The following is a 25,454-nucleotide window of genomic DNA, read 5'->3' as shown; positions in this document are numbered from 1 at the left end:
ACGTTGTACTTCGAGGGCCGTCCCACGTAGATCTTCACCTTCCTGGATCACCAAGATCCATTGTCAGGTGTGTCCACATCGCAGGGGTCACCTCAGACTGTCGACCCGGTACGCGAGGGCGCGGACCGCATGTCAAGCTGTGCGTGTGCGACGCGACCCGATCCTGGACGAACTGGGGGCCTTCCTCAAGGCACGCCGTGCACAGCTTGGTCCCGGGGACGTGGGTCTGCCCGACGCAGGTGAGGCCCGGCGCGTACCCGGTCTGCGCCGGGAGGAGGTCGCCCGGCTGGCCGCGATCAGCACCGACTACTACACACGTCTCGAGCAGGGTCGCCTCCAGGCGTCCGCAGCGGTCCTCGACGCCCTGGCGAACGTGCTTCGTCTCGACACCGGTCAGCGGGGATACCTGCTGGCCCTCGCGGGGAAGGCCGCCCCGCCCTCAGCCGGCAAGGTGGCGCGGCAGCACGTACAGCCGCGGTTGCGGCACCTGCTCGACGATCTCTCCCTCACCGCGGGGTTCGTGATCGGACGCAACACCGACCTGCTGGCGTGGAACGACATGGCCGCCGCCCTCGTGATGGACTTCGGCGGCGTCCCCGAGCAGGAGCGCAACTACGTCCGTCTCGTCTTCACCGAACCCGCGATCCGCGACCTGTATCGGGACTGGGAGCACATGGCCCGGCTGGCGCTGGCCCACCTGCGCATGGACAGCAGACGCAACCCGCACGATCCCCGGCTGACAGCGCTGGTCGAGGAACTCTCGGCGCTGGATCCGCAGTTCCGCCTCTGGTGGACTTCACACGACGTCGCCGTGCGGGCCGGCGGTACCAGGCTGCTGCGACACCCCTTGGCGGGCGACCTGACCCTGGAGCGGTCGACCTTCACCTGCGCCGAGGATCCGGAACAACAGCTCGTGGTCTGGACGGCCGAACCCGGCAGCCGGACTCGCGAGGCACTGCGTGACCTGGCCGCGGGGATCCGGACAGCGCGGGAGAGAACGGACGGCGGCGCATGCGATGAGCGCTGCGGGGCCGGAGCCGCTACGGCGTCGCGGTCACCGAGATCTCGCCGAGAACAGGCGCTGGGCCTTGACGGTGGTCAGGGAACGCCAGGTGGCTCCCTCGACCGGTGACTCGGCCGCGTCCAGCGCCGCGAGGTGGACGCCGGCCGGCCCCGAAGGGGTCCAGCAGTAGTCACTGCCGAACAGCACCCGTTCCGGCGCCACGAGGTTCAGCAGGGCGGGGATCCGGCGCGGGAAGGCGGTGCCTGCGGTGTCGTATCCCTTCGCGAGCGGTATTGCCGACGGGTCACCGGCGCCGTGGCGCCGGGAGGCGCGGCCGGCTGCTCGCTCCGGCCTGTCTCCGTCCACGTCCGTCCTGTCGACCGGGCTCACTCCACTTCCGCGGTCCCGGCCAGTCGCACCTCTTCGTAGTCCAGGGTGGTCTGAAGCCGGCGCAGCACCGTGTCGTCGATCCGCTGCTCGTCCCGCAGCCGGACGACGGTGGCGCGCTTGTGGGCGATGAGCGCGAGCCGCAGCTCGGTGTAGTGGCGGTTGTGCAGCAGGGCGGGATCGCCGTCGGCGCCCTCGCCTCGGGCCCGCACGACGGCCAGTTGAGCCTCGTACTCCTGACGCAGCCATTCCGCGGCCCGCGGTGACGAATTCAGGTCGGCGGCCAGCCGCGGCAGGGCCTCGACGGCCTCCTCGGTGGCCGTGGTCTCGGCGAGGAGCTGCTCCTCGTCGACCGAGGTGTCCCGTGGCAGCCGTGCCCACCTCACCACACGCGGCAGCAGCAGTCCCTGTCCCACGAGGGTGACGACGATGACGCCGGAGGTCACGAAGACGATGAAGGAGCGGTCGGGGAAGGGCGCACCCGAGTCGAGGGTCTCCGGCACCGACAGGGCCACAGCCAGCGACACCGCGCCCCGGAAACCCGCGAACCCGCTGACGGTGCGGGCCCGGTCGCTCATCCGCCGCAGCCGCTGCTCGGGTCGCCGGTCCACCGCGCGGATCAGGTAGGCGGAGGCGAACAGGAACGCGAACCGTACGGCGACCAGCACCCCGCTGACCACACCGACCGCGATCAGCGCGTCTGCGAGGTCCCCCCTGCTCATGTGCCGTAGCGCGTACTGCAGTTCCACACCGACCAGGACGAACAGCGCGGCGTTGATGATGAACGTCGCCAGTGGCCAGAACGCGAGGGCCTGCCGTCGGTGCTCGGCGCGGATCAGGCGAGGCGCCACCTGGGCCATGATCAGCCCGCTGACGACGACCGCGAGGACGCCCGAGGCATGAACCGTCTCGGCGAGCAGATACGCCGTGAACGGCGCCAGGATCATGACGAGATTGCCCAGCAGCGGGTCCTCCAGCCGCCGTCGCAGGTTCATGTTGACCCACGCCACGGCCACGCCGACCGCCGCCCCGCCGCCGTACGCCAGGAGGAACAGTGCCCCGACGCGCGGGAGGGTGAGGTGTTCCTCGCCGACGGTCAGACCGACCGCCAGGCCGTAGACGACGAGGGCGGTGCCGTCGTTGACGAGGCTCTCCGCACGCAACACCGTGACCTGGCGGCGCGGGAGTGATCCGGCGAGGGCGCTGACGGCGGTGGCGTCCGTGGGGGCCACGGCCGCGCCCAGCACCCACGCGGGTCCCCATGGCAGTCCGAGCGCGTGCCCCGCGACCGCCACGGCCCACGCGGTGAGGATGACCAGGACCGTGCTGAGCAGGACGATGCCGCGCAGGTTCGAGCGGATCTCCCGGCTCGACGTGGTCAGGCTCTCCCAGTACAGCAGCACGGGAAGGAAAAGCAACAGCACGACGTCGGGCGGTAGTTGCGCCTGGCGGACGGCCGGGACGAGTCCGAGGACTGCGCCCAGGGCGAGCAACACGACGGGCGGCGCGACGCCGAGGCGCGGCGCCAGCACGTTGCCCGCCAGCACGGCCACGCCGAGGACCACGACGAGTTCGAGACCGAGCATAGGGCTACTCCAGTGAACGGGCGCGTGCCGAGCGCAAGTCGGGCGATCCGGGACGGGTTCGTCCGCTCATCTCGGAACGAGGCGCAGGGTTGTGCCGCGGGCGGAGACCATGGGGTCGACGTACGCGCCGCCGAAGCGGCCGTACTTGGCGCGGTAGGCGGTGTCTATACGGTCGTCGATCTCGTCGTCGCGCACCTCGACGAAGGTGACGTCCCTGTCGACGCCCCCGGCGCGGATGTGCCCCTCGTGGGACGCGCGGGCGGTACGCCACCACGATCCGGCCGGCCCGCGGAAGGAGCGCACGTACAGGTCGTCACCGTCGCGGACGACCCAGATCGGCACCGGCCCGCGCAGGCTTCCGTCACGCCGGCGCGGCGCCATCTCCAACTCGTCCGCCCCGGCGATGTGGTGAAGCTCGTCGCTCGTCCAAGTCGTCATCGGTGGTTCTCCCGTCTGCGGGTCCGGCGGGGATTGTGGAACGCGAAGGCCGGGACGGACGTGATGACCGGTCTTGTGCGGCCGCCGTGCGCCGAGAAACCCGGCGGGGGTCTGGTCGGCTGCTCGTGTCGTACGCGCCCGGACTCACCACCGCGCGGCCAGACGTCATGGACGCAGCAGTGTCTTGACGGCGCGGCGTTCGTCCATGGCCTTGTAGCCTTCGGCGGCTTCCTCCAGAGGCAGGGTGAGGTCGAAGACCCTGCCGGGGTTGATGCGGCCGCTGAGTACGCGGTCGATCAGGTCGGGAAGGTAGGCGCGCACGGGGGCAGGCCCGCCGCGCAGGCCGACGTGGGAGAAGAAGAGTTCCTGGCCGTCGATCCGCGTGCCGTGCGGGAAGCCGACGAAGCCGACGTTGCCACCCGGACGCGCGGACTGCAGACCCTGGTGCATCGACTCCTGGGTCCCGACGCACTCGAGGACGGAGTCGGCACCGACGCCGTTCGTCAGCTCCTTGACGCGGGCCACGCCCTCCTCGCCGCGCTCGGTGACGATGTCGGTGGCACCGAACTCCAGGGCGAGTTTCTGCCGGGACTCGTGCCGGCTCATGGCGATGATGCGCTCGGCGCCCAGCTCCTTCGCGGCGATGACCCCGGACAGGCCGACCGCGCCGTCGCCGACGACCACGGCGGTCGAACCGGGCTTCACCTCGGCTGCCTTGGCGGCGTACCAGCCGGTGCCCATGACGTCGGACAGGGTCAGCAGGCTGGGGATCAGCTCCTCGGCCGGCTGCGCCGGGACGGTGACCAGGGTGCCGTCGGCAAGGGGGACACGGAGGTGTTCGGCCTGGGCGCCGTTCACCCACTGCGCGTGCTGACAGGAGGTGTGGTAGCCCGCCCGGCAGATCGGGCAGGTGCCGTCGGAGGCGACGAAGGAGCCGATGACGAACTGGCCGGGCCTGACGCCGGAGACGTCGCCGCCGACCTCCTCGACGATGCCGACGTATTCGTGGCCGATGGGCTGCGGCTCGGCGACCGGCAGGACGCCGCGGTAGCTCCACAGGTCGGAGCCGCACACGCAGGTGGCGACGGTGCGGATGACCGCGTCCGTCGGCGCCGTGATCGTCGGCTCGGGTACGTTCTCGACCCGGACGTCACCGGGCGCGTGAAGAATCGTTGCTCGCATGGTGCCTTCTCAGCTCTTGTCGTGAATTCCCGAAGGAACCCCGTCCCGTGGGTCGGCTGACCGGCTTTTCGGATTTCTGTTCTCCATAGGGGGCCTCGGCCTCTCACCCGGTGGAGACCCTGCCACCCCCGCGGGAGCCGACAAAGGGGAGGGTTTCATCCGGGGGATTCGCTTAGCCAGGGGAGACATCTTTACCCCCCTCAGCAGAACAGCTGGTCACCCTGACCGCTGATCCGGGGAGCCCCGATTCTCCGCGATCGCGCCATGCCTGCGAAGTCATCCGCGCCCTGGTGCACCGGCGTCCGCACCGCGAGGGGCGAGCGCGGGGGTGACGGTGCCGAAGTGGGTGAGGAAGTTCTACTTCACGGTGTCGGACGCCGTTGGCGACCTCTGGTCCGCCGCCCAGGAGGCCAGGAGGCGCAACCCGTCGTGGGAAGGCGAGCCGGGTTCGGCGTTCCACACGATGATGTGCTGGTCGGGATCCGTCCCGCAGCTGAGCGTGTTCCAGTCGAGGGTCAGCTCTCCCACCACCGGGTGGCGGAGCTTCTTGACGCCCTTGCCCCGCATCGCCACGTCGTGTTCGGTCCACCACTGCCGGAACTGCGCGTCACGGACGCAGAGTTCCTCGACCAGTGCGTTGAGGCGCTGGTCGTCGGGGTAGCGCGCGCTCTCCATGCGCAACTGGGCGATGGCCAGCCGGGTCACCTCTTCCCAGTCCGCGTACAACGCGCGCATCCAGGGCTCGGTGAACAGCAGCCGGACGAAAACTCGCTCTGGTTCCGGATAGCGCCCGAAGTCGGTCCACAGGGCGGCGGCGAGCTGGTTCCAGCCCAGGATGTCGGTCCGCCTGCCGATGACGAATGCCGGGGTGGCGGCGAGATCGTCCAGCATGCGCTGCAGCTGCGTGTCCACCTGCTGGCGATCAGCCGTGGCGGGCCGCACCCTCTCCTTGGCCGCGAGTTCGACGAGGTAGGTGCGCTGGTCGGCGTTCAAACGAAGCGCTCGCGCGATCTCGTTCAGGAGGGGCACCGATGCCTGGAGCCGGCCCTGCTCGATCCGCGTGTAGTACTCGGTACTGATCGCGGCCAGAAGGGCCACCTCCTCACGGCGCAGACCGCTCACGCGCCGCCGTTGCCCGCCCCGGAGTCCGACATCCGAAGGAGTCAGCTCGGCGCGGCGGGCCTTGAGGAACTCACCCAGTTCGTTCAGATGAGGATCGCGGTTCATGACCTCCAGCCTGGCACACCCGCCGGACCTTGTGAGGGGGAAGGATTCCTCCTACGCCGGCCCGCCTCCCGGGTCGGTGTCCGGTTCCGAGACTGAGCCGGTGGCCCGGAGGGCGCTCGCGCTCGCCGAGCCACCGAAGGGGCGCACCGCCGGGTCGTCAGCCCAGTGCCTTGACCAGCTCCTCGGCCAGGGGAACCGCCGAGTACGGGTTCTGACCCGTGTAAAGGGTGCGGTCGACCTCGACGTGCGGGGTGAACGGCTCGGCTTCGCGGTAGTCGGCCCTGAGCTCGTCGACGAGGCGGTCCTGGAGCAGCCACTTGGCGCGGTCGGCGAGACCGTTCTGCTTCTCCTCGGCGTTCGACAGGCCGGTCAGCCGGTAGCCGGCGAACGGGGAGGTGCCGTCGGGCCCGATGGTCGCCAGCAGCGCAGCGGGGCCGTGGCACACCAGGGACACGGGCTTGCCGGAGGCGAGCCAGTCGGTGAGCAGCCTGCCGGAGGCGGCATCGTCCGGCAGGTCCTCCATGGGGCCCCAGCCGCCGGGGTAGAAGACGGCGTCGTAGTCGTCGATGTCGACGTCCTCGACGCGCATCGGCTGCGCCAGCTCGGTCGCCTCGCGCAGCGCGGTGCGCATGCGCTGGGCGCCTTCCTCGCCGCCGTTGACGTCGGGGGTGAGACTGAGGGCGTCCGCCGTGGGCGGTACGCCGCCGGGGGTCGCCGCGGCGATCTCGTACCCGGCCTTCTTGAAGACCTGGTAGGGGCCGATGGCCTCCTCGGCCCAGAACCCGGCCGGATGGCGGGTTCCGTCGGCCAGTGTCCAGTGGTCGGACGCGGTGATCACAAAGAGGATCTTCGTCATTGGATGGTCTCTCTCCCAGCGGTGGTCTCAGCCCCTGAGGGCTTCCTGGAGGATGTGGCTGTCGGCGGCCTGCCGCATGCTCACGGCCTTGCCGTCGCGGACGGTCCACAGGTGGATGAACCGGACATCGGCCCGGTCTCCGGTCTTGGTCTCGGCGTGGTAGTGCCCGAACACGAAGACGTGGCCCTCGTCGTCCGCGAAGAACTCCTCCGGCACCGCGCCGAAGGACTCGATGTTCGGCATCGGTGTGCCGAAGAAGTTCTTCGCCACGTCGTCCCAGCCGTGGTAGACGCCGCTGTTCGGGAAGCCGGGGGTGATGTCCCAGACGAGGTCCGGCGCCATGACCTCACTGGTGACGTCCGGGGCCATACGGGACTCGTACACCCGGCGGATGAGTGCGAGGTCGGCGGAGTCGGACATGGTGCGCTCCTAGCGGGGTGGTGGAATGGATCGGATACGGGAAGAAGGCCGTCGGATCAGACGGCGAGGGCGGTCCGCCCGGCGCGGAACAGGGCAGCCTGCCGCGCGACGCGCGCACCCAGGAACTGTCCGGCCGGTCATGGTGGAGGCAGGCAACGGGGCCTGTCGGACGCCGGTGTCCGGGGTGCGTGGTAAAGCCGGAGGGTGCGTGGTAAAGCCGGGCATGAGAAGAGCGCACGTTGGGGGAGGTGAATTTCTCCCTCCTGATGTTCTCCGTCGGGCGCTTCTACAGGACGGAGAAGAATCCCACCATCTTGGTGATCGCCTGGTCCACGTATTCGGGCACGTCGTACATGGCGATGTGCGTCGCGCCTTCGACGGCGAACAGCTCTTTCGGACCCCGGGAAAGCTCGTAAGCCTGGTCACTGAAAATCTTGGTGTCCGCCTTGCTTCCTGCGATGAGGAGCATCGGCTGGGTCAACAGATCAGGGATCTGGTCGAACGCCGAGAAGGCGTACATCCTGTCCAGACTGGTCAGCAGGAAGCGGCCCTTCGAGCGCGGGTGCTGACCGCGGGGGGTCCGGTAGTAGTCGTACCCCTCACGCAGGAGGTCCGGGGTGTTCTCATCGATCTCTTCCGACGTCTCGGGAACGAACGGGGCGTAGAGCGGCGCCGCTCCCCCCGCTTCCGCCGTGCGCTGCAGAGCGACCATGTCCAGTGTCTTGATCTGCTCGGTTACCGGGGACGGGCTTCCCAGGAAGGCTCTGGAGCCTTCACCCATGGGGGCGGCGCTGACGGTGGCCACCGCTTTGAAGCGGCGTTCGGTCTGAGCCACGCTGATCGCGTAGCCACCCCCTGCGCAGATGCCGAAGACGCCCATCCGCTCGGTGTCGACGAACGGGAGGGTGGTGAGGAAGTCCGCGGCGCAGCGGGCGTCTTCCACTCTGGTCGTCGGGTCCTCGAGCAGGCGGGGTTCACCACCGCTTTCCCCTTGGTAGGAGGAGTCGTAGACAACGGTGACGAATCCCTGAGCGGCCAGCCGCTCGGCGTAGAGGCCGATGGTTTGTTCCTTCACCCCTCCCGCGGGGTGAATTCCGACGAGGGCCGGGTACTTCTTGTCCTCGCTGAAATCATCCGGCAGGTGAAGGTGTCCCGCGATTTCCACTGCCTTGTTCCTGAACGAAACAGTCTCGACCATGACGCCGGCTCCTTTCCTCACCGATCCCCGAGGGGCGGTCCGGACACCATGGTCTGTCTGGTCCGGAGCGATGTCTACGTGAGATGGGGGGTAGAAATCCTTCCCCTGGATGCGAATTGCAGGGCAGATTACCGCGCAGATCAACCTGTCGAGACTGTTCGCGCAGACTGGATTCCGTGCATTGCGTGGGACTTGCATGCGTTATTGAGGGGGCCCGGGTGCGGCCAGGTCAGCTGACTCGCACGCCACAAGAGGGTGCAGTCGGGTTCTGTCGGTTTCGAAGCCGCCGGCACTGATTTCAGGCCCGGCCGCACTCCTGTCCGGGCGCGACGACGTGCGCTGAGGAAGAGCTATGCACCGGCGGTGCCATCGCGCAGGGAATGGATCATGCTCTTCAGGATCCGGAACGCGCCTGACCGCTCGGTCTCGGTCATACCGGCAAGCATTCTGACCTCGACGGACCGGACCGCTACAGACGCTTTCTCAAGGCTCCGTCGGCCGCGAGGCGTGAGCCGCGTGGGGAGAGCCTTCCCGACGGGTGCCTCCGAGGGCCTGGTCACGTAGCCCTCTCGTTCCAGGGTCTGGAGCAAGACGTTCATCGACTGCCGTGTCACGAACGCGCCCCGCGCGAGCTCGGAGTTCGACAAGCCCGGTCGTTGAGCCAGCAACTCGAGGCAGGAGTAGTGCGTCACGCTCATCCCGAGCGGCCGCAGCACCTCCTCCATGGCTACGCGGAGGGCACTCGACGCCTCTTTGAGCAGGTAACCCAGAGACGTCTCCAGGTCGACGCCGTCACCGTCTTGATACATGTCAGCATTCTGACATAGGTTGACCTGTGTCAGAAAACTGACACGTACAGAAGGAGCATCATCATGCCCGTCACCGGCCCCGACTTCATCTCGTTGCAGGCGCGCGACCTCAACCGGTCGCAGGCGTTCTACGAGCAGTACCTGGGCCTCGTCCGTTCGCAGGCCGGACCTCCGCACGCCGTCGTCTTCGAGACGAAGCCGATCGCGTTCGCACTACGGGAAGTCGTTCCCGGCACCGATCTCGCATCCGTCGCCCAGCCCGGCATCGGTGCCGCGATCTGGCTCCATGCCACGGGCGTCCAGGCCATTCACGATGCTCTCGTCGCCGACGGTCACACCATCGTCTCCGCACCGGTCGACGGCCCGTTCGGTCGGACATTCACCTTCGCCGACCCCGACGGCTACCAGGTCACTCTCCACGACCGCGCCTGATCGGCCCCACGGCACCGGACGTTCATCAAGTCCCCGCCCCATGAACGCGGTTGAGCCCTGGTCTCGTGCGTCGGCGGCATCACCGTTCGTGTCAGCCGGGACGCCGACTCGAATGGTGGCCGGGTCCGCGGTCGGCCGATGACTGCCCAGGGTCAGACTTCATGCGTGAGGGGCTCGTCGCCGTGCTCGTCCTCCGGAAGGGTGGGGAGGTCGGCCTGCAGGCCGGCGATCAGGGTGTCGACGAGGAAGCCGAAGCTGCGGTCCACATCACGGGGCAGTCCGAAGCCGCCGGCGCTTTCGAGGGTGGCGAATCCGTGCAGTGCCGATCGCAGGACGCGGGCAGCGTCGATTCTGCGGGTCTGCCGCAGTTCGAAGCCGGCGAGGACGTCGTACAGGACCTGCAAACCCTCGTTGGCCACGCGGCGGTCCTCTTCGTCGTCGTCGGCCGTGGGCGCCCGTACGGTGGCGGCGTAGCGGCCGGGGTGGTCGAGGACCCAGCGGCGCCATGTGTCGGCGCAGGCGCGGACCGCGTCCGGGCCGGACTTACCGACGGCGGAGCGGGCGATGGCGTCGGTGAGTTCGCGTTTGGCCTGGTTGGCGATGCCGTGTTGGAGGGCCTCCAGGGAGGCGACGTGTTTGTAGAGCGATGGCGTTTTCACACCGACCCGCTCGGCCAGCAGGCCCATGGTCAGGCCGTCGAAGCCGACCTCGTCGGCGAGCTTCGCCCCGGCCGAGACGACCGTGGCAGGGGCGAGGCCGGCCCTAGGCACGGGCGTTCGCCTGCAAGAAGGCCAGCATCAGCGCGACCACCTCGTCGGGGTACTGCGCATGCGGGTAGTGGCCGGCTCCCTCGACCGTCTCGAGTCGGCCCAGGCCGGCCGGCATCTCGGCCACGATCGCCTCGCCCTCGGCCTTCGGGTTCACCCAGTCCGGGTCCAGCGAGCCTTCGATGACGAGGGCGGGGCAGCGCACGTTGCCCAGCTGCGCTCCGGCGTCTGCGGGCGTCGACTGCATCATGCCGCGCAATGCTTTCATACGCCCGGGCTGGCGCAGCATGGCGTCGATTCCGGCCAGGTGGGCGGTCCAGTCGGCGGGCTTGGTTCCCGGGTAGGCAAGGTCGAGGTACTTCTTCCAGGACGACAGGCTGCCCATCATCGTGCCGGCCAGCCGGAGCGTGCCCGTGCGGTATCCGCGGTTGCGCAGGTCGCCCAGTTTGACCGCCTGCTTGCGGGTGAACGGCGCCAGTTCGACGATGCCGGTGATCAGCTCGGGCGCCTTGGCGGCCGCGATGGTGGCGGCTCCGCCGGCGATCGAGTGTCCGGCCAGCACGGCCGGGCCACCGAGGTGGCGGATCACCGCGAGCAGGTCACCGGCGATGTCGGTGCGGGTGTAGGACGGCCACTGCGCGCTCGATTCACCGGCTCCGCGCAGGTCGACCGTGGCGACGCGGTAGCCGGCGGATATCAGTCGCGGCGCGACGAAGCGGTATGCGTCGCGGCTGTTGCCCATGCCGGGAGCCAGGACGACCAGCGGCCCCTCTCCGGCTACGTCGTACGCGATCGTGCCGGCATCGACGGTCAGGTACTCGGTCATCGCTGTCTCCCACTTTTACCAGCTGCCCACTCGGTTAGCTGCGATAGCCGTAAAGCTATGATGATTAGCTTTCCGTGTCAACATCAACTGGAATCACCGCGATGCCGAGCCGGTGAGCCGGCCCGTGGGTCCGGTCGTGACGCACAGGGTGCCGGGTGCCCAGTCCCGGTGCCGCACGAGCGAGGCAGGCAACCGGCCGAGGTTCGGGCGTGCCTCCACCACTACGACGCCCGAGTCGGCCCGTCCAACCTGCCGACGCTTTCCGCCCGGCACCGCCGCTGTGCTGACGGGCGATTCTTCTGTGCCGTACGACTTCATCCCCCGTCGATGAATTGCCGGCGCCTGGTGAGAGCGGATGAACTGAACACCGCTCTGGCGTGCTGGGGGTGTGCGGGGGACCGCCCGTGTCCGCGGCGCCCAGCCCGGTCGGCCGGCACGCTAGGAGTCGCGCTATGTAGCCATACCGCCGTCATTTCTGCACGGCCACAAGTACGCGCCCGACGATGCTGTCGGCAGGTGGCGTTCCGTCAACCCGTGCCGCCGACACCGCTCTCGCCCTCGTACGCCGACGATTGCGCACCCAGTCCTTCCCCGCGCCCGGCGCCTACGCTCAGGCCCGTCTCAAGCGCCCGAGGGCACGGAGGCGCGTACGCGGGTCCCGTCCTTGAGCAGAGACGACGGGCGCCGGTTGTCCCGCGAGGGACGGGCTAGCAGTCGTCGACGGAGTCCGGCAGCTGCGCTGGGCCGGACTCGTTGCCGTACGCGGTACGTACGGGCAGGTCCCGGTAGGAGCGGTACGCGTTCTCCGCGAAGACGGCTACGACCTCGTCGGTCATGATGCGGGGGGCTGCCCGGCACCGATGGAGGTTGAGGGTGCCCCGTGACATATCCAGTGCGTGGGCCATCTCGTGATACAGCTGCGCGCAAGGTTCGCTCGGGGTGCCGTCGCTCAGCGGCCTGGTGTCCGTGCTGTTCCACGCGATGATGCTGTCCGTGCCTGACCCGTCCTGCGCCTTGTCCCAGCGGTCGTCGGCGGGCATCGTGCCTGTGTCGCCGTTGCTGAGAACGATCTGCACGTTGCGCGGGTTGAAGTCGAGGTCACGCACGAGGCCGAGGGGGTCGCCGCTGTCGTCCTCGGCTCGGTAGGTCCTCATGCACTTTTCGTAAGCTGAGGCCGCCTTGGGGCTGACGCTGATCAGGGCCTGTGCTTGTGGGGTGGTACCCAGAATCAGGGCGACGGCGGAAACGACCGTCAGTAGCGCGAGGCCCGCTGATCTCGGGGGCCTGCGCTGCGGACGGAAGCAAGCCACGGCCGCCACGTGCGCCATTTTGTCCAGCGCTGTCCTGCCCGCTCCCCGTAGGGCCGACGCGACGACTGCAGCATCCTGACGATGGCGAGCGCTCCCCATGACTTCGCCTTCCTTGATACCGGGATCAGGGGGACGGCCAGAGGGTCCCTTGTGTGGGGAGGCCGCGACGCTTCCGTGAGGGGCTGGCCGCCCTCCAGCCGGCCTCTGCGCGAATCAGGCGCCGACTACCGCGAGGACCGCCATGGCGTACGGGATGCCATCCTTCGCGGTCTGGATTGCGCCGCCGACGTCGAAGCTGGAGCGCCATGAGCAGTTGGAGGTGTAGCCCGAGGCCCTGTCCCACACGGTGGGAAGACTGTTCAGGTGGCCAGGCTTCTGCCAGTTGAAGTCACGTGACCCGCCGAAGGCTCCGCCCATGGAGCCACGGACATCAAAAATGTAGGCGTCTCCCGTCCTGAAGCGGACGACGCAGGCTCCACTGAAGTTGTATCCGGGGAATCCTGAGTCACGCACGTGACCGGTCCAGTTGTATGTCCCGTCAGAATGCAGGGTCAGCGCTGCCCAGCCGCCGACCGGGACACCGCCACCGAATCTGATGTCACGGGCGACGGTGAAAGTGTCGGTGTACTGCGGGAGGAGCGTGACCGACCTCGCTGGGGTGGTCGGCTTGATCGACAGGCCTGGATCGGCTGCGACCGCCGTGGTGGGCAGGGCGATGCTCCCTGCCAACAGCAACGAGGCAATGGCCGTTGCGCCATTACGCTTGAGAATGCTCATCATGGGTACGTCCTCCCTGGTGGGCTTTTGACAACTTGACTGGGCTTTGCGTCACCAGGAAGGGCGGCTGTCAGGTTCGGGCGGGAGCGACGCCCCTGATTCACGGCAGGCCGCTCAAAGCCGCTCTCCCTCTGCTCCGCCCGCACTCAGCCCCGGTCTGTGCCTCGGTCCCCGTGCTCGCGGGCAGCATTCGGGCGGCGTTGCTGTGTGTGCGTGAATCTCTCCGGCTCACGCTTAACCATCCATATCCAGGTAACCTCGGACAATTTGGTTTTGCAACCCCCGCCCCACGACAGAAGTTGAACTCCCGACAGTTGATGCATTCACTGTCGAGCCGCTGTGTTTCATGCCTCCGCCTGGCCGCTGGCCGCGGTGTGGGCGGCGGTGCGGAGTCGGTTGATGGTGAAGCGCAGGGAGGGCATCGTCCTGCGGCATCGCGTCCCACGGTGAGGCTCGACCGGACTGCCACCCGTAGGATTTGATGATTTCACGGCGAAAGCGGACGATAGAACCATAGCGACCTCGGAAGCATGGAGGTATGACTATGTTCAGACGATTTGCCGCCTCGGCGATGGTGATTGCCGCCGGAATTGGCGGCGGGCTCCTCGCACCGTCGGCCGCCCACGCTCAGGACTACGGGCCCAACACCTGCAGGCAGGGATATGTCTGGCGGATGGCGCGTGCCGGCGATCTCGTGTGCGTCACCCCGCAGACGCGTACCCGCACCGCCAACGACAACGCTCTCGCTCCCGACCGGACCCTCCCGAACGGCTACTGCGAGCAGGGCTATGTCTGGCGTGAGGCATGGGGCTCCGACGACCTCACCTGCGTGACCCCGCAAACCCGCGCGCAGGCGCGATACGACAACAGCCGAGCCGACGACCGGCGGTTGGCGGTGCGGCTGTGGATCACTACGGAGAACGGCACCCTCAAGGTCAGTGGCGACCACTTCAACATAGACAGCCCAGTCCGCATCGTGTTCTCCGGTGCGGTCAACAGGACCTGGACGGTCACGGCCACCAGGCACTCCGGATACGCCGGCGGGAGCTTCGGTCTCGTCCCCGGCTTCACCGGGCCGTGTGCTCCCGGAAACCCGAACTCCCGGGTTCGCGCAATCGATCTGACGTCGGGTCGAAGCACGGTCAGCGTCCCGTTCGTCTACTGCGTCCGGTTCGACTGAAGCCCGTGACAGACCAGGTAGTTGCCGTCGTTCGCAGGGGCGCCGCCCCACTCTGAATGGTCGGCGGTGCATGTGCGAGCCGTTCTCCCTCCTCCGTGAAAGGACGTCCCCTCCATGCCCACCAACAACAGGAAGAGAACTGCGTCGGCGCCCAGGAAGTCGGCGTCCTCCCAGGACCGCCTGATCGAGTCCCTGAAGCAGTACATCCGCACGCGAGGCCCGGATCTGCTCGCGGATCCGAACGTGTCTTCCGTCGGCATCGGCAACAAGATCAAGAACGGCACGCGAGGAAAGCAGGTCGTGCTGCAGTTCACGGTCAAGAGCAAGGTTGAGCCGGAGGCGCTGGAGGCACTGGGCACGACCCGGATCCCAGAGACCATCACGGTCGACGGAGTGGACGTGCCCACCGACATCATCGAACGCACCTACCAGCCTCACTTCCGGGTGGTCACCGAGGTCGAGAAGCCGGAACGCAAGACCCGCCTCGACCCCATCGTCCCCGGAGCCAGCATCGGAGGCGTGACGGTCTCGGCCGGCACCATCGGCTGCATCGTGTTCGACAAGACCGACGGCACGCCGTACGTGCTCAGCAACTGGCACGTACTACAGGGTCCGGAAGGTCAGCTGGGCGAGGAAGTCGTGCAGCCCGGCAAGTTCGACGACAACCGCGTCTCCCGCAACCACCTCGGCGTCCTCAGAAGGTCCCACCTCGGCCCAGCCGGCGACTGCGCCGTCACCACCATCGACGAGGGCCGGACCTACGATCGAAAGATCCTGGAACTCGGAGCAACACCGCAGGAGTTGGGCGAGCCGGACCTCGGCGACAAGGTCATCAAGAGCGGACGCACGACGGGCGTCACCCACGGAATCGTCCGCCGTATCCACACCATGGTCAAGATCGACTATGAGGGCGATGTCGGCGAGAAGACCATCGGCTGCTTCGAGATCGGACCCGACGACGAGCACCCGGCAGCGGACAAGCAGATCAGCAGCGGTGGCGACTCGGGCGCGGTCTGGCTGTTCAAGCAGAATGGCAGGCCCAGCAAGGTCATCGCCGGACTCCACTTCGGCGGGGAAAGCCCCGGCGAACTGGACGACCACGCACTGGCCTGCCTGTCGAGCTCGGTGTTCGAGAAACTCGACATCACCTTGCGGCAGGCGTCTCCCGAAGAAGTGCAGCCCCTCCAGGGTTACAACCCGGACTTCCTCAGCGAGCAGATAGATGTCCCCCAGCTCACCGCCGACATCAGCGGAGACGCCGTGACGCTCGACGGCTGCGAGGTCATCCCGTACACGCACTTCTCGCTGACGCTCAGCAAGAAGCGGCGATTGCCCATCTGGGTCAGCTGGAACGTCGACGGCGGCGGCCTCAAGAAGCTCAGCCGGTCCGGCATCCCGTTCACCAAGGACCCGCGCCTGCCGGCGAACACCCAGGTCGGCAACGAGTTGTACGAGGCCAACCGGCTCGACCGCGGCCACATAGCTCGCCGCGCGGATCTGACGTGGGGCAGCATGCCCGAGGCGCAGAAGGCGAACACCGACTCGTTCTTCTACACCAACATCACCCCGCAGATGGACGACTTCAACCAGAGCACCAAGAGCGGTCTGTGGGGCGAGTTGGAAGACGCCATCTTCGCCGACGTCGATGTCGACGACCTCAAGGTCAGCGTCTTCGGCGGCCCGGTATTCCAGGAAGACGACCGTGTCTACCGCGAGGTGAAGATCCCCCGAGCGTTCTGGAAGGTCATCACCTTCGTCGAACGAGGTGAGCTGAAGGCCAAGGGATTCCTGCTGACGCAGAACCTGGACCAACTCGAAGTCCTGGACCTCGACGAGTTCCGGGTCTACCAGGTTACTCTCGACGAGATCGAGGAACGCGCACACATCCGCTTCCCCACCGCCCTCCACAAGGGCGACCATCTGCTCGTGCCGGAGTCGGTGGACGAGCGGATGCCGTTGCAAGACATGGCCGACATCCACTGGGACTGACCGGACTCGAGGCGTGGCGACGTACGGCTACCTGTACGCGAGCCGGTCCGGCACCCAGATGTTCAAAAGGACACGAGAGTGTCGCCGGCTCGACGCTGTCGAGGGGGACCCCGCGTAGCCCGTTTTGGTGAATGCGCGGGCTGGTCATACGCGGTGGAGCAGGGCTGGCCCTCCAAGGCTTGGTGGGCTCACCCCGACGTGCCGGCAGGCAAGGTCGAAGTCTTCCACCTGACCCCGAAGCCGGACGACCCGCCCAGGGAGTGCCGGTACTACCGCGACGGACAAACGGTCGGTCGCTTCGACATCGGCGACACCCCGGACGGGCGCATGGCGTTCCTGCTCCCCGCGTTCGAAGAAGCCGGACGCCTCGATGACGACGCGAGTGAGGAGTTCGACTCGTTGCCTGCGCGACCCTGACCGCCCCGCAGCAACACGTCGGGCTGTCACTGCCGCGCCAAAAAACCCTGCATGACCGGCTGCCCGCAGCGGTGACAGCGGCCGTGCCGCCAGGAAACCTGGGGGACTGACGAGCAGGCCAAACGCTGGATGACGCGCACCGGCCGGATGGCTACCGCCACGCGCCGGGTGCGCAGTGCGGCGCGTGAGCCAGCATCAGGCGCTCGTCGCCGCATCGCCTCCATGGTGTCCGCGCGTCCGCGTGGCCGGGGTCCCGGATGTGATTCACCGTGAAGCGCGGCTGTGTTGGGCCCGTCCGGCAGCGGCAGCCCTCGCTGCTGCCGGACGGGCTGATTCCCGCCCTGCGTCCGGCGTCGACCCCTGGCGTGACGCCCGGCGCGCACCACACCTCCCGTCTGGTGCCGGTGCCGGTGCCGGTGCCGGTGCAGGGGGCGGAGAGAGACACCTGGGTGGTGGTGGATCAGTCCGAGGAGTTGCTCACGCTGTGCCAGGATGCGGTGGAGCGGTCGAGCTTTCTGAACGGTTTACCGGCCGCTTGTGTGCCGGGGAGCAGGTCGGCGAATGCGGCCGGCGCCCACCGCATCCCCCGCGTGCCGCTCCGAACAGCCACCGCGGGTATACCGCGTCGGAGCAGGTCATGGATTGAGGTAAGGGTCTTTCGCCATGCGCGCGTAGGACGCAAGCGCCGACGGCGAGGAGTTGATCTGCCAGTGGCGTTCCTTGTCGGTGTCGAACCACACGAGGGCCTTGATCAGCGGAAATTTGGTCTTCAGTGTCGGGACGACGCCGTCGATCCACGATGCTTTGCTGCCTCCGACCTCATCGGAGGCCATTTCGCCGATGAGGATGGGCTTGCCCTTCGCAGCGAGCTTGGCGTAGATAACGGAGAACAGCTGGCCGAAGCTCTGCCACCGGAAGTCCGGGTCGGACGTGCCCCAGTTGTATCCGTCGACGCCGGTCCAGTCGACGTATCGGTCGCCGGGGTAGTAGGCCATGGCCGGCGGGGCGTCGGGGCTGTCGGTGACGTTCGGGCACCACACCCAGACGACGTTTGTGGCGCCTCGTGCCACGAAGATGTCATGGATGTGGCGGTACGCGGCGATGTATCTCGCCGGGTCGTGTCCACCCCAGCCTTCCCCCTCGTTCATCTCGGCCGCGAAGTCGAGGAAGAATCTCTCACCGAGTGCCTTGGCCCCGTCGGCGCGCTCTCGGATCGTCGTGTCCAGATCTCCGCTGGTGATGTCCTCGAAGTCGGCGTCGAACGGTTCCCAATTGATCAACGGGATGCGACCGTCAGCGAGATCTGCACGCGTGGTCGAGGAACGGGCCCAGTCGTCCTCCCAGCTGTAGTAGGTGAGATGGACGGCTGGTCTCCGTCCTATCCGTGCGTCGGTCTCGGCCGTCGTGCCCGCGCCGTAGTAATGGCCGAGAAGCGCTCCGTGGGAAGGGACGAGAGGCCCCTCGCGCAGGATCTCTTCCGGAGCGGAGGCCCGAGGGCGGGTCGTCGACTCAGCCCTCCGGTCCCGTTCTGAGCTGGAACACGCGGTGACGAGTGCAGTGAGCGTCATCAGCAGCACCATCGCTACGACGCTCGTGAGGGAGCGGCGGAATCGTGTGCTCTCCGAGGACTGCTGCGGATGGGCGGCATACCACCGCCTGAGGTGTATCTTCACGCCTTCAGGATGCCGACTGATCCATGAGGGGGCCATGATTGAGCCGGTCGGCGCCGCGCAGGCCCGCCTGGATCAATGAGCAGCCTACTTCCTCGGGGTCCAGGGGACGTAGTACAAAGGCCTGCGTCAAGTGCCCACCCCCCCCATGGGTCGGTGGGCTGACGATGAGGCCATGTCGCTCTTGCATCAGGTGACCGCAGGGGTGCGCCTCCACTGGCGGCTGGTCATTGTCCCCGTCGGATTCGTTCTCACCATCTGGCGAAAAACCCTCTTTGACACCTCGCTCGACGTCACCAACAGGGCTGTCAGCCTGCTCTCTTCACCGTCGGGCTGTTCCTCTCCCTGTACGGATGGCGGTTCTGGCAGAACAGCGCGGAAGAACGGCACACCCTTCAGCGGGTGGGTCGGCGGGACGCCATCACGCCCAGGAGGAGAAGAGCGGCGCGATCGCCGACTCCTGCCAGTACTGCTACGACCTCGCCGGGACGCGGTGGCCGGGCAGTTGCTTCTCGTACCGCTTCCATCTGCGGTCGTGCCTCTTGTAGCGCTGGGAGGCCGGCAGGCGGCCCATGTCGAGGCGGTTGAGGATGCGCCAGACGCCGGACTTGCTGATGGTGACGTCGTGGTACCGCTTGAGGTACATGGCGATCTTCTCGGGCCCGAAGTGGTAGTTCTGCCGGAGATAGATGATCTTCCCGACCACCTCGACATGGGTCGCGTTCGGGCAGGTCTTCGGCGCCTTGGACCGAGTGCGCAGGCCCTCGACGCCCTCGGCCTGGTAGCGGCGGTACCAGGTGTAGTAGGCCTGCCGCGAGATGCCGAAATAGCGGCAGGACATGGCGACGTCTCCGCTGGCCTCTTCAACATGGCGTATGACGGCCAGGCGCCGCTTGGCCTCACGGTCGAGCGGCGGGGTGGTGGGGGTGGACTTCGACATGGGGATCTCCGTACTGATCAGAGACCCAGGTGTCAACGATGATCGGCAGTTTTAGACCGACACCGACCGTCGCCCAGGACGAGGGCCTCTGCTCGCATTCGGGGCAGCCACATGCATCCATGACAAAAGCGAAGATTCGTGTGTTGTGCTGCATTTTATGGTTAGCCGGACGAGGAGGCTGATGGAAGAGAAGCGCGATGGTCAACAGAGAGCAGACGAACGGTTGTGGACTCGGAAGGTAACCGGTAATCACACAGGGAAGTGGGAGGAGAGATGATCACGCGAGAGCAGATCCCGACAGTCCTGGATCATCCGGTCTACGACGCCGAGGGCAACAAGATCGGCGACGCCAAGCACGTCTTTCTCGACGATGTCACCGGTCGTCCCGAGTGGGTGAGCGTCAAAACGGGGCTGTTCGGCGCCAGCGAATCCTTCGTACCCATCCAGGACGCCGCAGTGGTCGAGGACCACCTGGAAGTGCCCTACTCCAAGGACAAGGTCAAAGACGCGCCCAACGTCGACGTCGACGCAGGCGGCCACCTGTCCGTACAGGAGGAGCACCACCTGTACGAGTATTACGGCCTTGCCTGGGACGCCGCCTGGCAGCAGGCCAACCAGCCAGGTGAAGGCGGCTGGGCTTACGCCGGCGCCACGACTTCTGCCGACACCACTACTGCCGGCGCGCCGGAGAGCCGCTACGAGGACACCACCGCGTCGGGCATCGCCCGCAGCGGCGAAGAGCACCCCGACACCGCCACCCCGCAGAGCGGCTACGCCGACACCACCGCGTCGGGCATCGCCCGCAGCGGCAAGGAGCAGGAGGAAGACACCGTCTCCGCCGGCTCCGAACGCCCCAGAGACCGCGAGGCATCGACGAGCGTCGACGAGCCGATGCGCGACACTGAACGCGGAGAGGCCGAACGGGCCAGGTTGCGCCAGTACTACATCAACGACGGACAACAAGGCCGCTCCGATATGCCCTGAAGGATCCCCGCAGAGCGGGGGCGCGGCGCATCGGATCAGCAGCTCGCATCGGTGCGCACCGCAACGCGATGCGCAAGACGGCTGACCCGCGGACCGCCGCCGCCACACTGATCCGGCGCACGCCGCAGCTCGTGCTGCGCGGCAGGTGACCCCTCCCGTTATTTCCGGTATGCCGTAGGCGCGTTTCGGGGTACTCGTGAGCTCACCGAGGCACCAAAGTGCCTCCAGCGAGCACGGATGAAGCGAATGACAGAAGGAGAGCGGCGAGTCGGGTACGCGCCTCTCGTAGGGCGCGATCCTCGCGGGTGCGGCAGCCGGCGATCGCACAGTCGTCCGCACCATCCGCTCCGTGACCATCTGGCGCGTCAGCAGGTAAACAAGGGGCCACCGGCCCTGCCCTTCTTCCAACATCCACATGAAGGACGCCTCTATGTCCGATCAGCACGCGGCCACCACGCTGACGGCCGTAGCAGTCATTGCCACGATCCTGATGGCCCGGGTGGCCATCCTGCACGGCAACCGCTCCCGCTCGACTCACTGTTCCCGGCGCCGCACACCGAGCCGGGCCGCACAGGCTGCAGCACCTGCCGCCGATGCCGAGGACAGTCCCGCCTCCACCGTTGTGCAGGAGGCCGAACAGTACGTGTACCGCTGCTGGCAGCACCATCGAAAGCATGCAGGTCCTTCCCGGTGAGGACGGCAGCCCTACGAGGCAGACTTCAGCCCGATTCCGTCGCCCGCCACCTCCCCAGCCGCGCGACGATCTCTGCGGCTCGGCAGGGGATCGGTGGGCAGGGCGCCCCGAGCCGCCACCGGTATGAGTGCAGATCGGTCACGAGGCGGTGTCACCGCACCACCGCTGGCGCCGGCCGGCGGTGGTGCGGCGGTCTCATCGTGGGCGGGGCGTGGTGGCCGTTACAGAACCTGATGGCCGGCGACGTCGCCGCCGGGGTCGTCGGCAAGGATGACGGCTGCGGTGATCCGTTTACCGACCGGCTCGCGTTGGACGGCGAAGCGCTGGGAGACCGCCATGACGATCTCCAGGCCGTGCTGCCCGATCCGGCCCGGGTCGGGCGCGAGAACCGAGGGCAGCGCGGGGCTGCTGTCCCACACGCCGATCTCAACGGTGCCGCCGACGATTTCCAGATCCAGCAAACAGGGTCCGGGCGCGTATTTGCGGGCGTTGGTGACCAGCTCGCTGACCACCAACTGCACCATGCCCATCGCCCGCGCCGACACCGGCAGTCCGTGCACGGCCTGCACGGAGGTCAGGAAATCGCGGGCGGTGTCGCGGGCGGCGGCGATCTCTTCACTGCCCTCGAATCCAGCGCACACCATGATCGGACGCTCGACGAGGGGCTCCTGGCCCTCGTCCTGCCCAGCCAGGTTCATACATCCGCCTCGCGTCCAAAGTGCCGGGGGTACCCGATCTCGTTACCCCCAAACCAGCGAACAATTCCACCACGCCAGCCAGCCGCCCCACTGCACAGGCCAGCCCTTCGCCCGGGGGCGCCCTCCGACCGCACGCGCGTATGAACCGCACGTGCATCCCATCCGCATCCACATGATCAATCGGAGAGAAATCGGGTGGCATGGTCTGGACTTTCCCGGGCAAGCGGCACTGGTGCCAGGCGCGCGAGCTGATCTCATGTCGCGGGTGCGCTCTGCCTTGTCCCAGGCTGGTTTCCATGTGCTCAGTGATGCGGACACCGAGGCCCCCGGGCTGCGGGTGACGGAGGCAGATGCCGGGGTTGTGGTCAGTTGGACCGCTTCGGACGGGTTCACCTCTCTAGCTCGTGAACAAGCCGGCCGTGCTCCGAAGGGCGACCGCCTGCGTGTGATGGTCCAGGCGGCAGTGTCAGGCGTACTGGTCCAGCAGGGCCTGGCCGTCGAAGAAACCCCCGACGGCGAGGCCTTGATCATCCGCGGTAGGAACGTCAGGCCTTCAGTGCCTGCTCGACGCTGGGATGGCAGTCGATGAGGGCGTCGATGCCGACCATCTGCATCAGACTCCGGACCGAGTCCTGGGCGCCGGCGATGCGCAGCCACCCCTGAGCCTCGCCGACGCGGCGGTGAGCGGCGATGAAGACGTTGATCCCGCTGGAGTCCATGAACGTCACACCGCTGAGATCCACCACGATCCGAGGCAGCGTTGCGGCGTCCTGGGACAGCAGCGCCCGCTCGAAGTCGCCCATGACGTCGTGGTCGATCTCGCCGTCCACCGTCGCCACCGGGACGCCGCCGACCACCCCGGACCGGACGGAGAACCGGCCCGGCCGCTGGTGCTTGTGGATGTCGGTCACCGTCCTCTCAACTGCGCCCGGACCAGACCGCCTGGCAGAGGCCCCGAAGTACGTGTCTCACGACCACAGCGCGACGCACTCGCCGAAGCCCCCGCCCGATCACCGCTCGCAGCGGAGTTTGTTGTCATCATGCAAGAGTAGGGGGCCCGCGAACCGCCCTCGCCGGAGGATGGCGCGCTGGGCGAGGTGGCGGAGAGGGCAACGAGAGGCAGGCAGGCCACGGGGGGAGAACACCTGCCTGCCCCCGTGCGCGCGGATCAGCCAACGGGGGATTGCTGGCCTTCGAGGCCCCAGGACACGGCCATTCCCATTATGAGCGTACGGACACCGCGCGGGAGCCCTGCCGACGAAGTGCTCACAGCGATCTCCGCGCCACCCTCTCGAGCGACCGTGACCTACTCAACTTCGCCGCCTCATCAAACGCCCCTGGCCCAACAACACGCTCTTTGACTCTCGCTACCGTCGACACCAAACCGAGAGATCGCACCTTGATTTCTCACGCCTCGTCAAAGGCCTCGAGCAAGCGCTCGTACGCCAGCTTCGGCCGCAGGGCCGCGTCCCACGGCAGGGAATCGGCCGTGCGTGGAGGATAGATCTTGGTGTCGGCGGTGGAACCGTACCGGTCGGTGAATCCCCATGTGGAGAACGATGTGCAGTTCGGCTCCTCCAGGCAGACCCGCAGCTTGCCCGCCATCTCATCAGCCTGGGTGTGCTGCCCGTCCTCCTCGTCCTCACCTATGGGGACGTCCATCTCCGACACCCGCGCCTGAACCCCGAGCTCCGCCAGATCCCGCACATGGCTGCGGAAGGTCTCCGGGTCGATGCGGTCGCCGGGTGCGTACTCATGGTTCTGGAAACCCACGCCGTCGATCGGTACGCCGCGTTCCTTGAGCCGCTTGGCCAGATCGTAAAGGGCGTCCCACCGCTCGCCTTCCTCCTCGACCCCGTACTCGTTGAGGAACAGTTGTGCCTTCGGATCGGCCCGGTGGGCAGCCCTGAACGCCTCGTCGATGTACTCCTCGCCCATGGCCTCGAACCACGGGCTTTGCTCGGAGCGCAGACCATGATCCCCGTTGGTGTAGCTCTTCTCGTCGTCGGACATGGGCTCGTTGACCACATCCCATTCCGCGACCTTTCCCTTGAAGTGCCCGGCGACCATGGCGATGTGCCGGAGCATGGTCCGGCGCACCTCCTCGGGGTCGTCGTTCTCCCGCATCCAGTTGGGCAGAGCCTCGTGCCAGACGAGGGTGTGCGCGTGCACCTTCATGTCGTTTGCGCGGGCGAAGCGTACGAGTAGGTCCGCGTCGCGGAAGTCGTAGACGCCCCGGCGTGGGTGGAGGAACTGTGGCTTGAACGCGTTCTCCGGAGTGAGCATGGAGAACTGGCTTCCCGCGAGCGCCCGGTAGCGTGAGTCGGTGAGCAGCGGGTTCTCGGCCAGGGCGGCGCCGACGTCGAACGGCCGCCCCACGTCTGCGGCCCGCGCACGCAGAGAGTCGTCGGACTGCTCCTGGCGTAGCTGCGGCGCCTTGATCACGAGGAGCGAGTCACCGCTCTCTGCCCGCGCGATCAGCTGCGTCAGACGCCATCCCTCGCGGCGCTCGTCTTCGCCCGCGTCCGCCTCCAGACCGAACCAGACAGTGCCCTCGGCGAACACCCCCGGGTCCTGCACGGTTCCCAACCGCCGCCCGTCGGCTTTCACGCGGAAGGTGTCACCGATGCTCGACACGGCGAGCGTCACCGTCCCGGAGCAGCCGCAGTCGAAATCCTTGGAGGTGGCTGGCTCATCGCCCTCGCCGTCCCATATCTGTACCTTCACTTGTCCGTCAGCGGTCACGCCGACGCGGAGTGAGGGCCGCTCCTGCCGCCACTCGTCGTAGATGATCGGTACACGTCCGTACAGCCGCAGCCATGAGTTGCCGTCATCGTCACCCACACCGGACATGCGCGCGGTGACGGTGAAGTCGCCATCAGACCTAAGATGCGGGCCGGCCAGGTTCAGCGGGGGGTTGGGCTGGCCGCCGGAGGAGTCCTGCTCCACGATGTGCCGATCCAATGCGCTGACCCGCAGGATGTCGTTCCGCGCGGTGGTGCCCGGCATCTGCGTCCAGTCGTGGTTCCGCAGCAGGTCTTCGTCATTTCCGCCGCCCGCGCCTTCGCCCTGCCCCGTACACCCGGCCGCCACCGCCATGACGAGCACCACGGCGGTCAGTCGCTGCCACGTCCCCCCACCGAGGTCCACGGTCCCTCCCACTCTCTTGTTCGAGACGAGATCAACGTCTCGAAACCGGGCCACAGTTCATCACACGTGAGGTACGGCGGCCTTGTGTGGCACGTCCCAGCTCGTGTGGCGGAGCGGGCCCGGACCGTTGCGGCCTGCGCGCCACCTTTCTGCGCTTTCTCACGCGTGGCGGCGCGGCCGCCGGGTCTTCGATGTCATCTCGCCGCAGCTTTTGGAGCGATCACATGCCCATCTCTACCGAGACGGACTTCACCGCCCGCGCCGTCACCTACCGGCTCACAGCCGACATGATCCGCGCTGCAGCTGCCCGCCTGACGCCCGCCGATTCCGCTGACCCACACCCCAACCGGAGCTGGTACGCCCTCGTCGGCGCCCATCTCTTCTACGTGGTCGACCTGGTGGAAGAGGCCACCGGCGCCGGGGACGTGGCCGTCAAGACGGCTCGTCTCCGCCTCGCCGAACTCGGCTTCCCCGTCTTTGCCCTGGCCTGGAACTCGCTGCTGACCCAGGGCCA

26 protein-coding genes are annotated in these 25,454 nt (G+C 67.5%); 8 read left to right on the top strand and 18 right to left on the bottom strand.

Going from position 1 to position 25,454, the window contains the following annotated elements; all coding sequences use genetic code 11:
• Window positions 1–145: 145 nt before the first annotated feature.
• A complete protein-coding gene (locus ABZT03_RS36775; protein WP_356047515.1) occupies window positions 146–1,132 on the top strand; it encodes a helix-turn-helix domain-containing protein in 987 nt (328 codons plus the stop codon).
• Here ABZT03_RS36775 and ABZT03_RS36770 read toward each other — a convergent pair.
• The 9 genes from ABZT03_RS36770 to ABZT03_RS36730 form a co-directional block, all read right to left on the bottom strand.
• Complete coding sequence (locus ABZT03_RS36770) at window positions 1,055–1,369, bottom strand: hypothetical protein (protein ID WP_356047514.1); 315 nt, start codon at window positions 1,367–1,369, stop codon at window positions 1,055–1,057. The two genes, ABZT03_RS36775 and ABZT03_RS36770, sit on opposite strands and share 78 nt — an antisense overlap.
• Before the next feature lie 20 nt (window positions 1,370–1,389).
• Window positions 1,390–2,976 (bottom strand): Na+/H+ antiporter, encoded by a 1,587-nt coding sequence (locus ABZT03_RS36765; RefSeq protein ID WP_356047512.1) that lies wholly within the window; start codon window positions 2,974–2,976, stop codon window positions 1,390–1,392.
• Between the two features lie 66 nt (window positions 2,977–3,042).
• Window positions 3,043–3,414 (bottom strand): DUF2255 family protein, encoded by a 372-nt coding sequence (locus tag ABZT03_RS36760; protein WP_356047511.1) that lies wholly within the window; start codon window positions 3,412–3,414, stop codon window positions 3,043–3,045.
• Between the two features lie 165 nt (window positions 3,415–3,579).
• Window positions 3,580–4,596 (bottom strand): zinc-dependent alcohol dehydrogenase family protein, encoded by a 1,017-nt coding sequence (locus tag ABZT03_RS36755; RefSeq protein ID WP_356047509.1) that lies wholly within the window; start codon window positions 4,594–4,596, stop codon window positions 3,580–3,582.
• A 357-nt stretch (window positions 4,597–4,953) separates the two neighbouring features.
• Window positions 4,954–5,823, bottom strand: coding sequence for a helix-turn-helix domain-containing protein (locus tag ABZT03_RS36750; RefSeq protein ID WP_356047508.1), 870 nt, complete (start codon window positions 5,821–5,823; stop codon window positions 4,954–4,956).
• A 157-nt stretch (window positions 5,824–5,980) separates the two neighbouring features.
• Entirely contained in the window at window positions 5,981–6,679 is a 699-nt protein-coding gene (locus ABZT03_RS36745) for a type 1 glutamine amidotransferase domain-containing protein (protein WP_356047506.1), read from the bottom strand.
• 27 nt (window positions 6,680–6,706) lie between these two features.
• Window positions 6,707–7,099 (bottom strand): nuclear transport factor 2 family protein, encoded by a 393-nt coding sequence (locus ABZT03_RS36740; RefSeq protein WP_356047504.1) that lies wholly within the window; start codon window positions 7,097–7,099, stop codon window positions 6,707–6,709.
• 286 nt (window positions 7,100–7,385) lie between these two features.
• On the bottom strand, window positions 7,386–8,297 hold the full coding sequence (locus ABZT03_RS36735; RefSeq protein ID WP_356047503.1) for an alpha/beta hydrolase: 912 nt from the start codon (window positions 8,295–8,297) through the stop codon (window positions 7,386–7,388).
• 350 nt (window positions 8,298–8,647) lie between these two features.
• Window positions 8,648–9,106 (bottom strand): MarR family transcriptional regulator, encoded by a 459-nt coding sequence (locus ABZT03_RS36730; RefSeq protein ID WP_356047502.1) that lies wholly within the window; start codon window positions 9,104–9,106, stop codon window positions 8,648–8,650.
• Between the two features lie 63 nt (window positions 9,107–9,169).
• On the opposite strand from ABZT03_RS36730, the gene ABZT03_RS36725 reads away from it, so the two are divergent.
• Window positions 9,170–9,538: a VOC family protein gene (locus ABZT03_RS36725; RefSeq protein WP_356047500.1), complete on the top strand. Its 369-nt coding sequence runs from the start codon at window positions 9,170–9,172 to the stop codon at window positions 9,536–9,538.
• Between the two features lie 152 nt (window positions 9,539–9,690).
• Here ABZT03_RS36725 and ABZT03_RS36720 read toward each other — a convergent pair whose 3' ends face one another.
• The 4 genes from ABZT03_RS36720 to ABZT03_RS36705 form a co-directional block, all read right to left on the bottom strand.
• On the bottom strand, window positions 9,691–10,308 hold the full coding sequence (locus tag ABZT03_RS36720) for a WHG domain-containing protein (protein WP_356047498.1): 618 nt from the start codon (window positions 10,306–10,308) through the stop codon (window positions 9,691–9,693).
• Window positions 10,301–11,131: an alpha/beta hydrolase gene (locus ABZT03_RS36715; protein WP_356047496.1), complete on the bottom strand. Its 831-nt coding sequence runs from the start codon at window positions 11,129–11,131 to the stop codon at window positions 10,301–10,303. Before ABZT03_RS36715 ends, ABZT03_RS36720 begins: the two co-directional genes overlap by 8 nt.
• 707 nt (window positions 11,132–11,838) lie before the next feature.
• A complete protein-coding gene (locus ABZT03_RS36710; protein WP_356047494.1) occupies window positions 11,839–12,285 on the bottom strand; it encodes a M91 family zinc metallopeptidase in 447 nt (148 codons plus the stop codon).
• Between the two features lie 369 nt (window positions 12,286–12,654).
• On the bottom strand, window positions 12,655–13,221 hold the full coding sequence (locus ABZT03_RS36705; protein ID WP_356047492.1) for a hypothetical protein: 567 nt from the start codon (window positions 13,219–13,221) through the stop codon (window positions 12,655–12,657).
• 541 nt (window positions 13,222–13,762) lie between these two features.
• On the opposite strand from ABZT03_RS36705, the gene ABZT03_RS36700 reads away from it, so the two are divergent.
• The 3 genes from ABZT03_RS36700 (at window position 13,763) to ABZT03_RS36690 (ending at window position 16,804) form a co-directional block, all read left to right on the top strand.
• The gene (locus ABZT03_RS36700) at window positions 13,763–14,398 is read left to right on the top strand and encodes a hypothetical protein (RefSeq protein ID WP_356047490.1); all 636 of its coding nucleotides are present in this window, start codon (window positions 13,763–13,765) and stop codon (window positions 14,396–14,398) included.
• Between the two features lie 114 nt (window positions 14,399–14,512).
• Entirely contained in the window at window positions 14,513–16,387 is a 1,875-nt protein-coding gene (locus ABZT03_RS36695; RefSeq protein ID WP_356047488.1) for a DNA/RNA non-specific endonuclease, read from the top strand.
• A gap of 198 nt (window positions 16,388–16,585) precedes the next feature.
• Window positions 16,586–16,804, top strand: a complete 219-nt coding sequence (locus tag ABZT03_RS36690; RefSeq protein ID WP_356047486.1) for a hypothetical protein — start codon at window positions 16,586–16,588, stop codon at window positions 16,802–16,804.
• 635 nt (window positions 16,805–17,439) lie between these two features.
• Here ABZT03_RS36690 and ABZT03_RS36685 read toward each other — a convergent pair.
• Entirely contained in the window at window positions 17,440–18,384 is a 945-nt protein-coding gene (locus tag ABZT03_RS36685) for a glycosyl hydrolase (protein ID WP_356047485.1), read from the bottom strand.
• Between the two features lie 562 nt (window positions 18,385–18,946).
• Window positions 18,947–19,414: a helix-turn-helix domain-containing protein gene (locus ABZT03_RS36680; protein WP_356047483.1), complete on the bottom strand. Its 468-nt coding sequence runs from the start codon at window positions 19,412–19,414 to the stop codon at window positions 18,947–18,949.
• A 273-nt stretch (window positions 19,415–19,687) separates the two neighbouring features.
• Here ABZT03_RS36680 and ABZT03_RS36675 point away from each other — a divergent pair, with 273 nt between their 5' ends.
• Window positions 19,688–20,398, top strand: coding sequence for a PRC-barrel domain-containing protein (locus ABZT03_RS36675; RefSeq protein ID WP_356047481.1), 711 nt, complete (start codon window positions 19,688–19,690; stop codon window positions 20,396–20,398).
• Between the two features lie 430 nt (window positions 20,399–20,828).
• Window positions 20,829–21,092: a hypothetical protein gene (locus ABZT03_RS36670; protein ID WP_356047479.1), complete on the top strand. Its 264-nt coding sequence runs from the start codon at window positions 20,829–20,831 to the stop codon at window positions 21,090–21,092.
• Window positions 21,093–21,313: 221 nt separating this feature from the next.
• Here the strand turns inward: ABZT03_RS36670 and ABZT03_RS36665 are convergent, their stop codons facing one another.
• The 3 genes from ABZT03_RS36665 to ABZT03_RS36655 form a co-directional block, all read right to left on the bottom strand.
• Complete coding sequence (locus ABZT03_RS36665) at window positions 21,314–21,736, bottom strand: ATP-binding protein (RefSeq protein WP_356047517.1); 423 nt, start codon at window positions 21,734–21,736, stop codon at window positions 21,314–21,316.
• 599 nt (window positions 21,737–22,335) lie between these two features.
• Complete coding sequence (locus tag ABZT03_RS36660) at window positions 22,336–22,701, bottom strand: STAS domain-containing protein (protein ID WP_356047477.1); 366 nt, start codon at window positions 22,699–22,701, stop codon at window positions 22,336–22,338.
• Between the two features lie 496 nt (window positions 22,702–23,197).
• Complete coding sequence (locus tag ABZT03_RS36655) at window positions 23,198–24,940, bottom strand: endo-1,4-beta-xylanase (RefSeq protein ID WP_356047475.1); 1,743 nt, start codon at window positions 24,938–24,940, stop codon at window positions 23,198–23,200.
• A 224-nt stretch (window positions 24,941–25,164) separates the two neighbouring features.
• On the opposite strand from ABZT03_RS36655, the gene ABZT03_RS36650 reads away from it, so the two are divergent.
• Window positions 25,165–25,454: hypothetical protein (locus ABZT03_RS36650; protein WP_356047473.1), on the top strand; the 290-nt coding region annotated here is incomplete at its 3' end.

It is taken from the genome of Streptomyces sp. NPDC005574 (assembly GCF_040605435.1).
GTDB lineage: Bacteria > Actinomycetota > Actinomycetes > Streptomycetales > Streptomycetaceae > Streptomyces.
The sequence above is the reverse complement of the archived record's forward strand: the minus strand, read 5'-3'. Positions and strand labels throughout refer to the sequence as shown.

Coding starts and splice junctions, on each gene's coding strand:
- ABZT03_RS36765 (WP_356047512.1), bottom strand. CDS start 2,976: ATGCTCGGTCTCGAACTCGTCGTGGTCCTCGGCGTGGCCGTGCTGGCG.
- ABZT03_RS36760 (WP_356047511.1), bottom strand. CDS start 3,414: ATGACGACTTGGACGAGCGACGAGCTTCACCACATCGCCGGGGCGGAC.
- ABZT03_RS36755 (WP_356047509.1), bottom strand. CDS start 4,596: ATGCGAGCAACGATTCTTCACGCGCCCGGTGACGTCCGGGTCGAGAAC.
- ABZT03_RS36750 (WP_356047508.1), bottom strand. CDS start 5,823: ATGAACCGCGATCCTCATCTGAACGAACTGGGTGAGTTCCTCAAGGCC.
- ABZT03_RS36745 (WP_356047506.1), bottom strand. CDS start 6,679: ATGACGAAGATCCTCTTTGTGATCACCGCGTCCGACCACTGGACACTG.
- ABZT03_RS36740 (WP_356047504.1), bottom strand. CDS start 7,099: ATGTCCGACTCCGCCGACCTCGCACTCATCCGCCGGGTGTACGAGTCC.
- ABZT03_RS36735 (WP_356047503.1), bottom strand. CDS start 8,297: ATGGTCGAGACTGTTTCGTTCAGGAACAAGGCAGTGGAAATCGCGGGA.
- ABZT03_RS36730 (WP_356047502.1), bottom strand. CDS start 9,106: ATGTATCAAGACGGTGACGGCGTCGACCTGGAGACGTCTCTGGGTTAC.
- ABZT03_RS36725 (WP_356047500.1), top strand. CDS start 9,170: ATGCCCGTCACCGGCCCCGACTTCATCTCGTTGCAGGCGCGCGACCTC.
- ABZT03_RS36715 (WP_356047496.1), bottom strand. CDS start 11,131: ATGACCGAGTACCTGACCGTCGATGCCGGCACGATCGCGTACGACGTA.
- ABZT03_RS36710 (WP_356047494.1), bottom strand. CDS start 12,285: ATGAGGACCTACCGAGCCGAGGACGACAGCGGCGACCCCCTCGGCCTC.
- ABZT03_RS36705 (WP_356047492.1), bottom strand. CDS start 13,221: ATGATGAGCATTCTCAAGCGTAATGGCGCAACGGCCATTGCCTCGTTG.
- ABZT03_RS36700 (WP_356047490.1), top strand. CDS start 13,763: ATGTTCAGACGATTTGCCGCCTCGGCGATGGTGATTGCCGCCGGAATT.
- ABZT03_RS36695 (WP_356047488.1), top strand. CDS start 14,513: ATGCCCACCAACAACAGGAAGAGAACTGCGTCGGCGCCCAGGAAGTCG.
- ABZT03_RS36685 (WP_356047485.1), bottom strand. CDS start 18,384: ATGGTGCTGCTGATGACGCTCACTGCACTCGTCACCGCGTGTTCCAGC.
- ABZT03_RS36680 (WP_356047483.1), bottom strand. CDS start 19,414: ATGTCGAAGTCCACCCCCACCACCCCGCCGCTCGACCGTGAGGCCAAG.
- ABZT03_RS36675 (WP_356047481.1), top strand. CDS start 19,688: ATGATCACGCGAGAGCAGATCCCGACAGTCCTGGATCATCCGGTCTAC.
- ABZT03_RS36670 (WP_356047479.1), top strand. CDS start 20,829: ATGTCCGATCAGCACGCGGCCACCACGCTGACGGCCGTAGCAGTCATT.
- ABZT03_RS36665 (WP_356047517.1), bottom strand. CDS start 21,736: ATGGTGTGCGCTGGATTCGAGGGCAGTGAAGAGATCGCCGCCGCCCGC.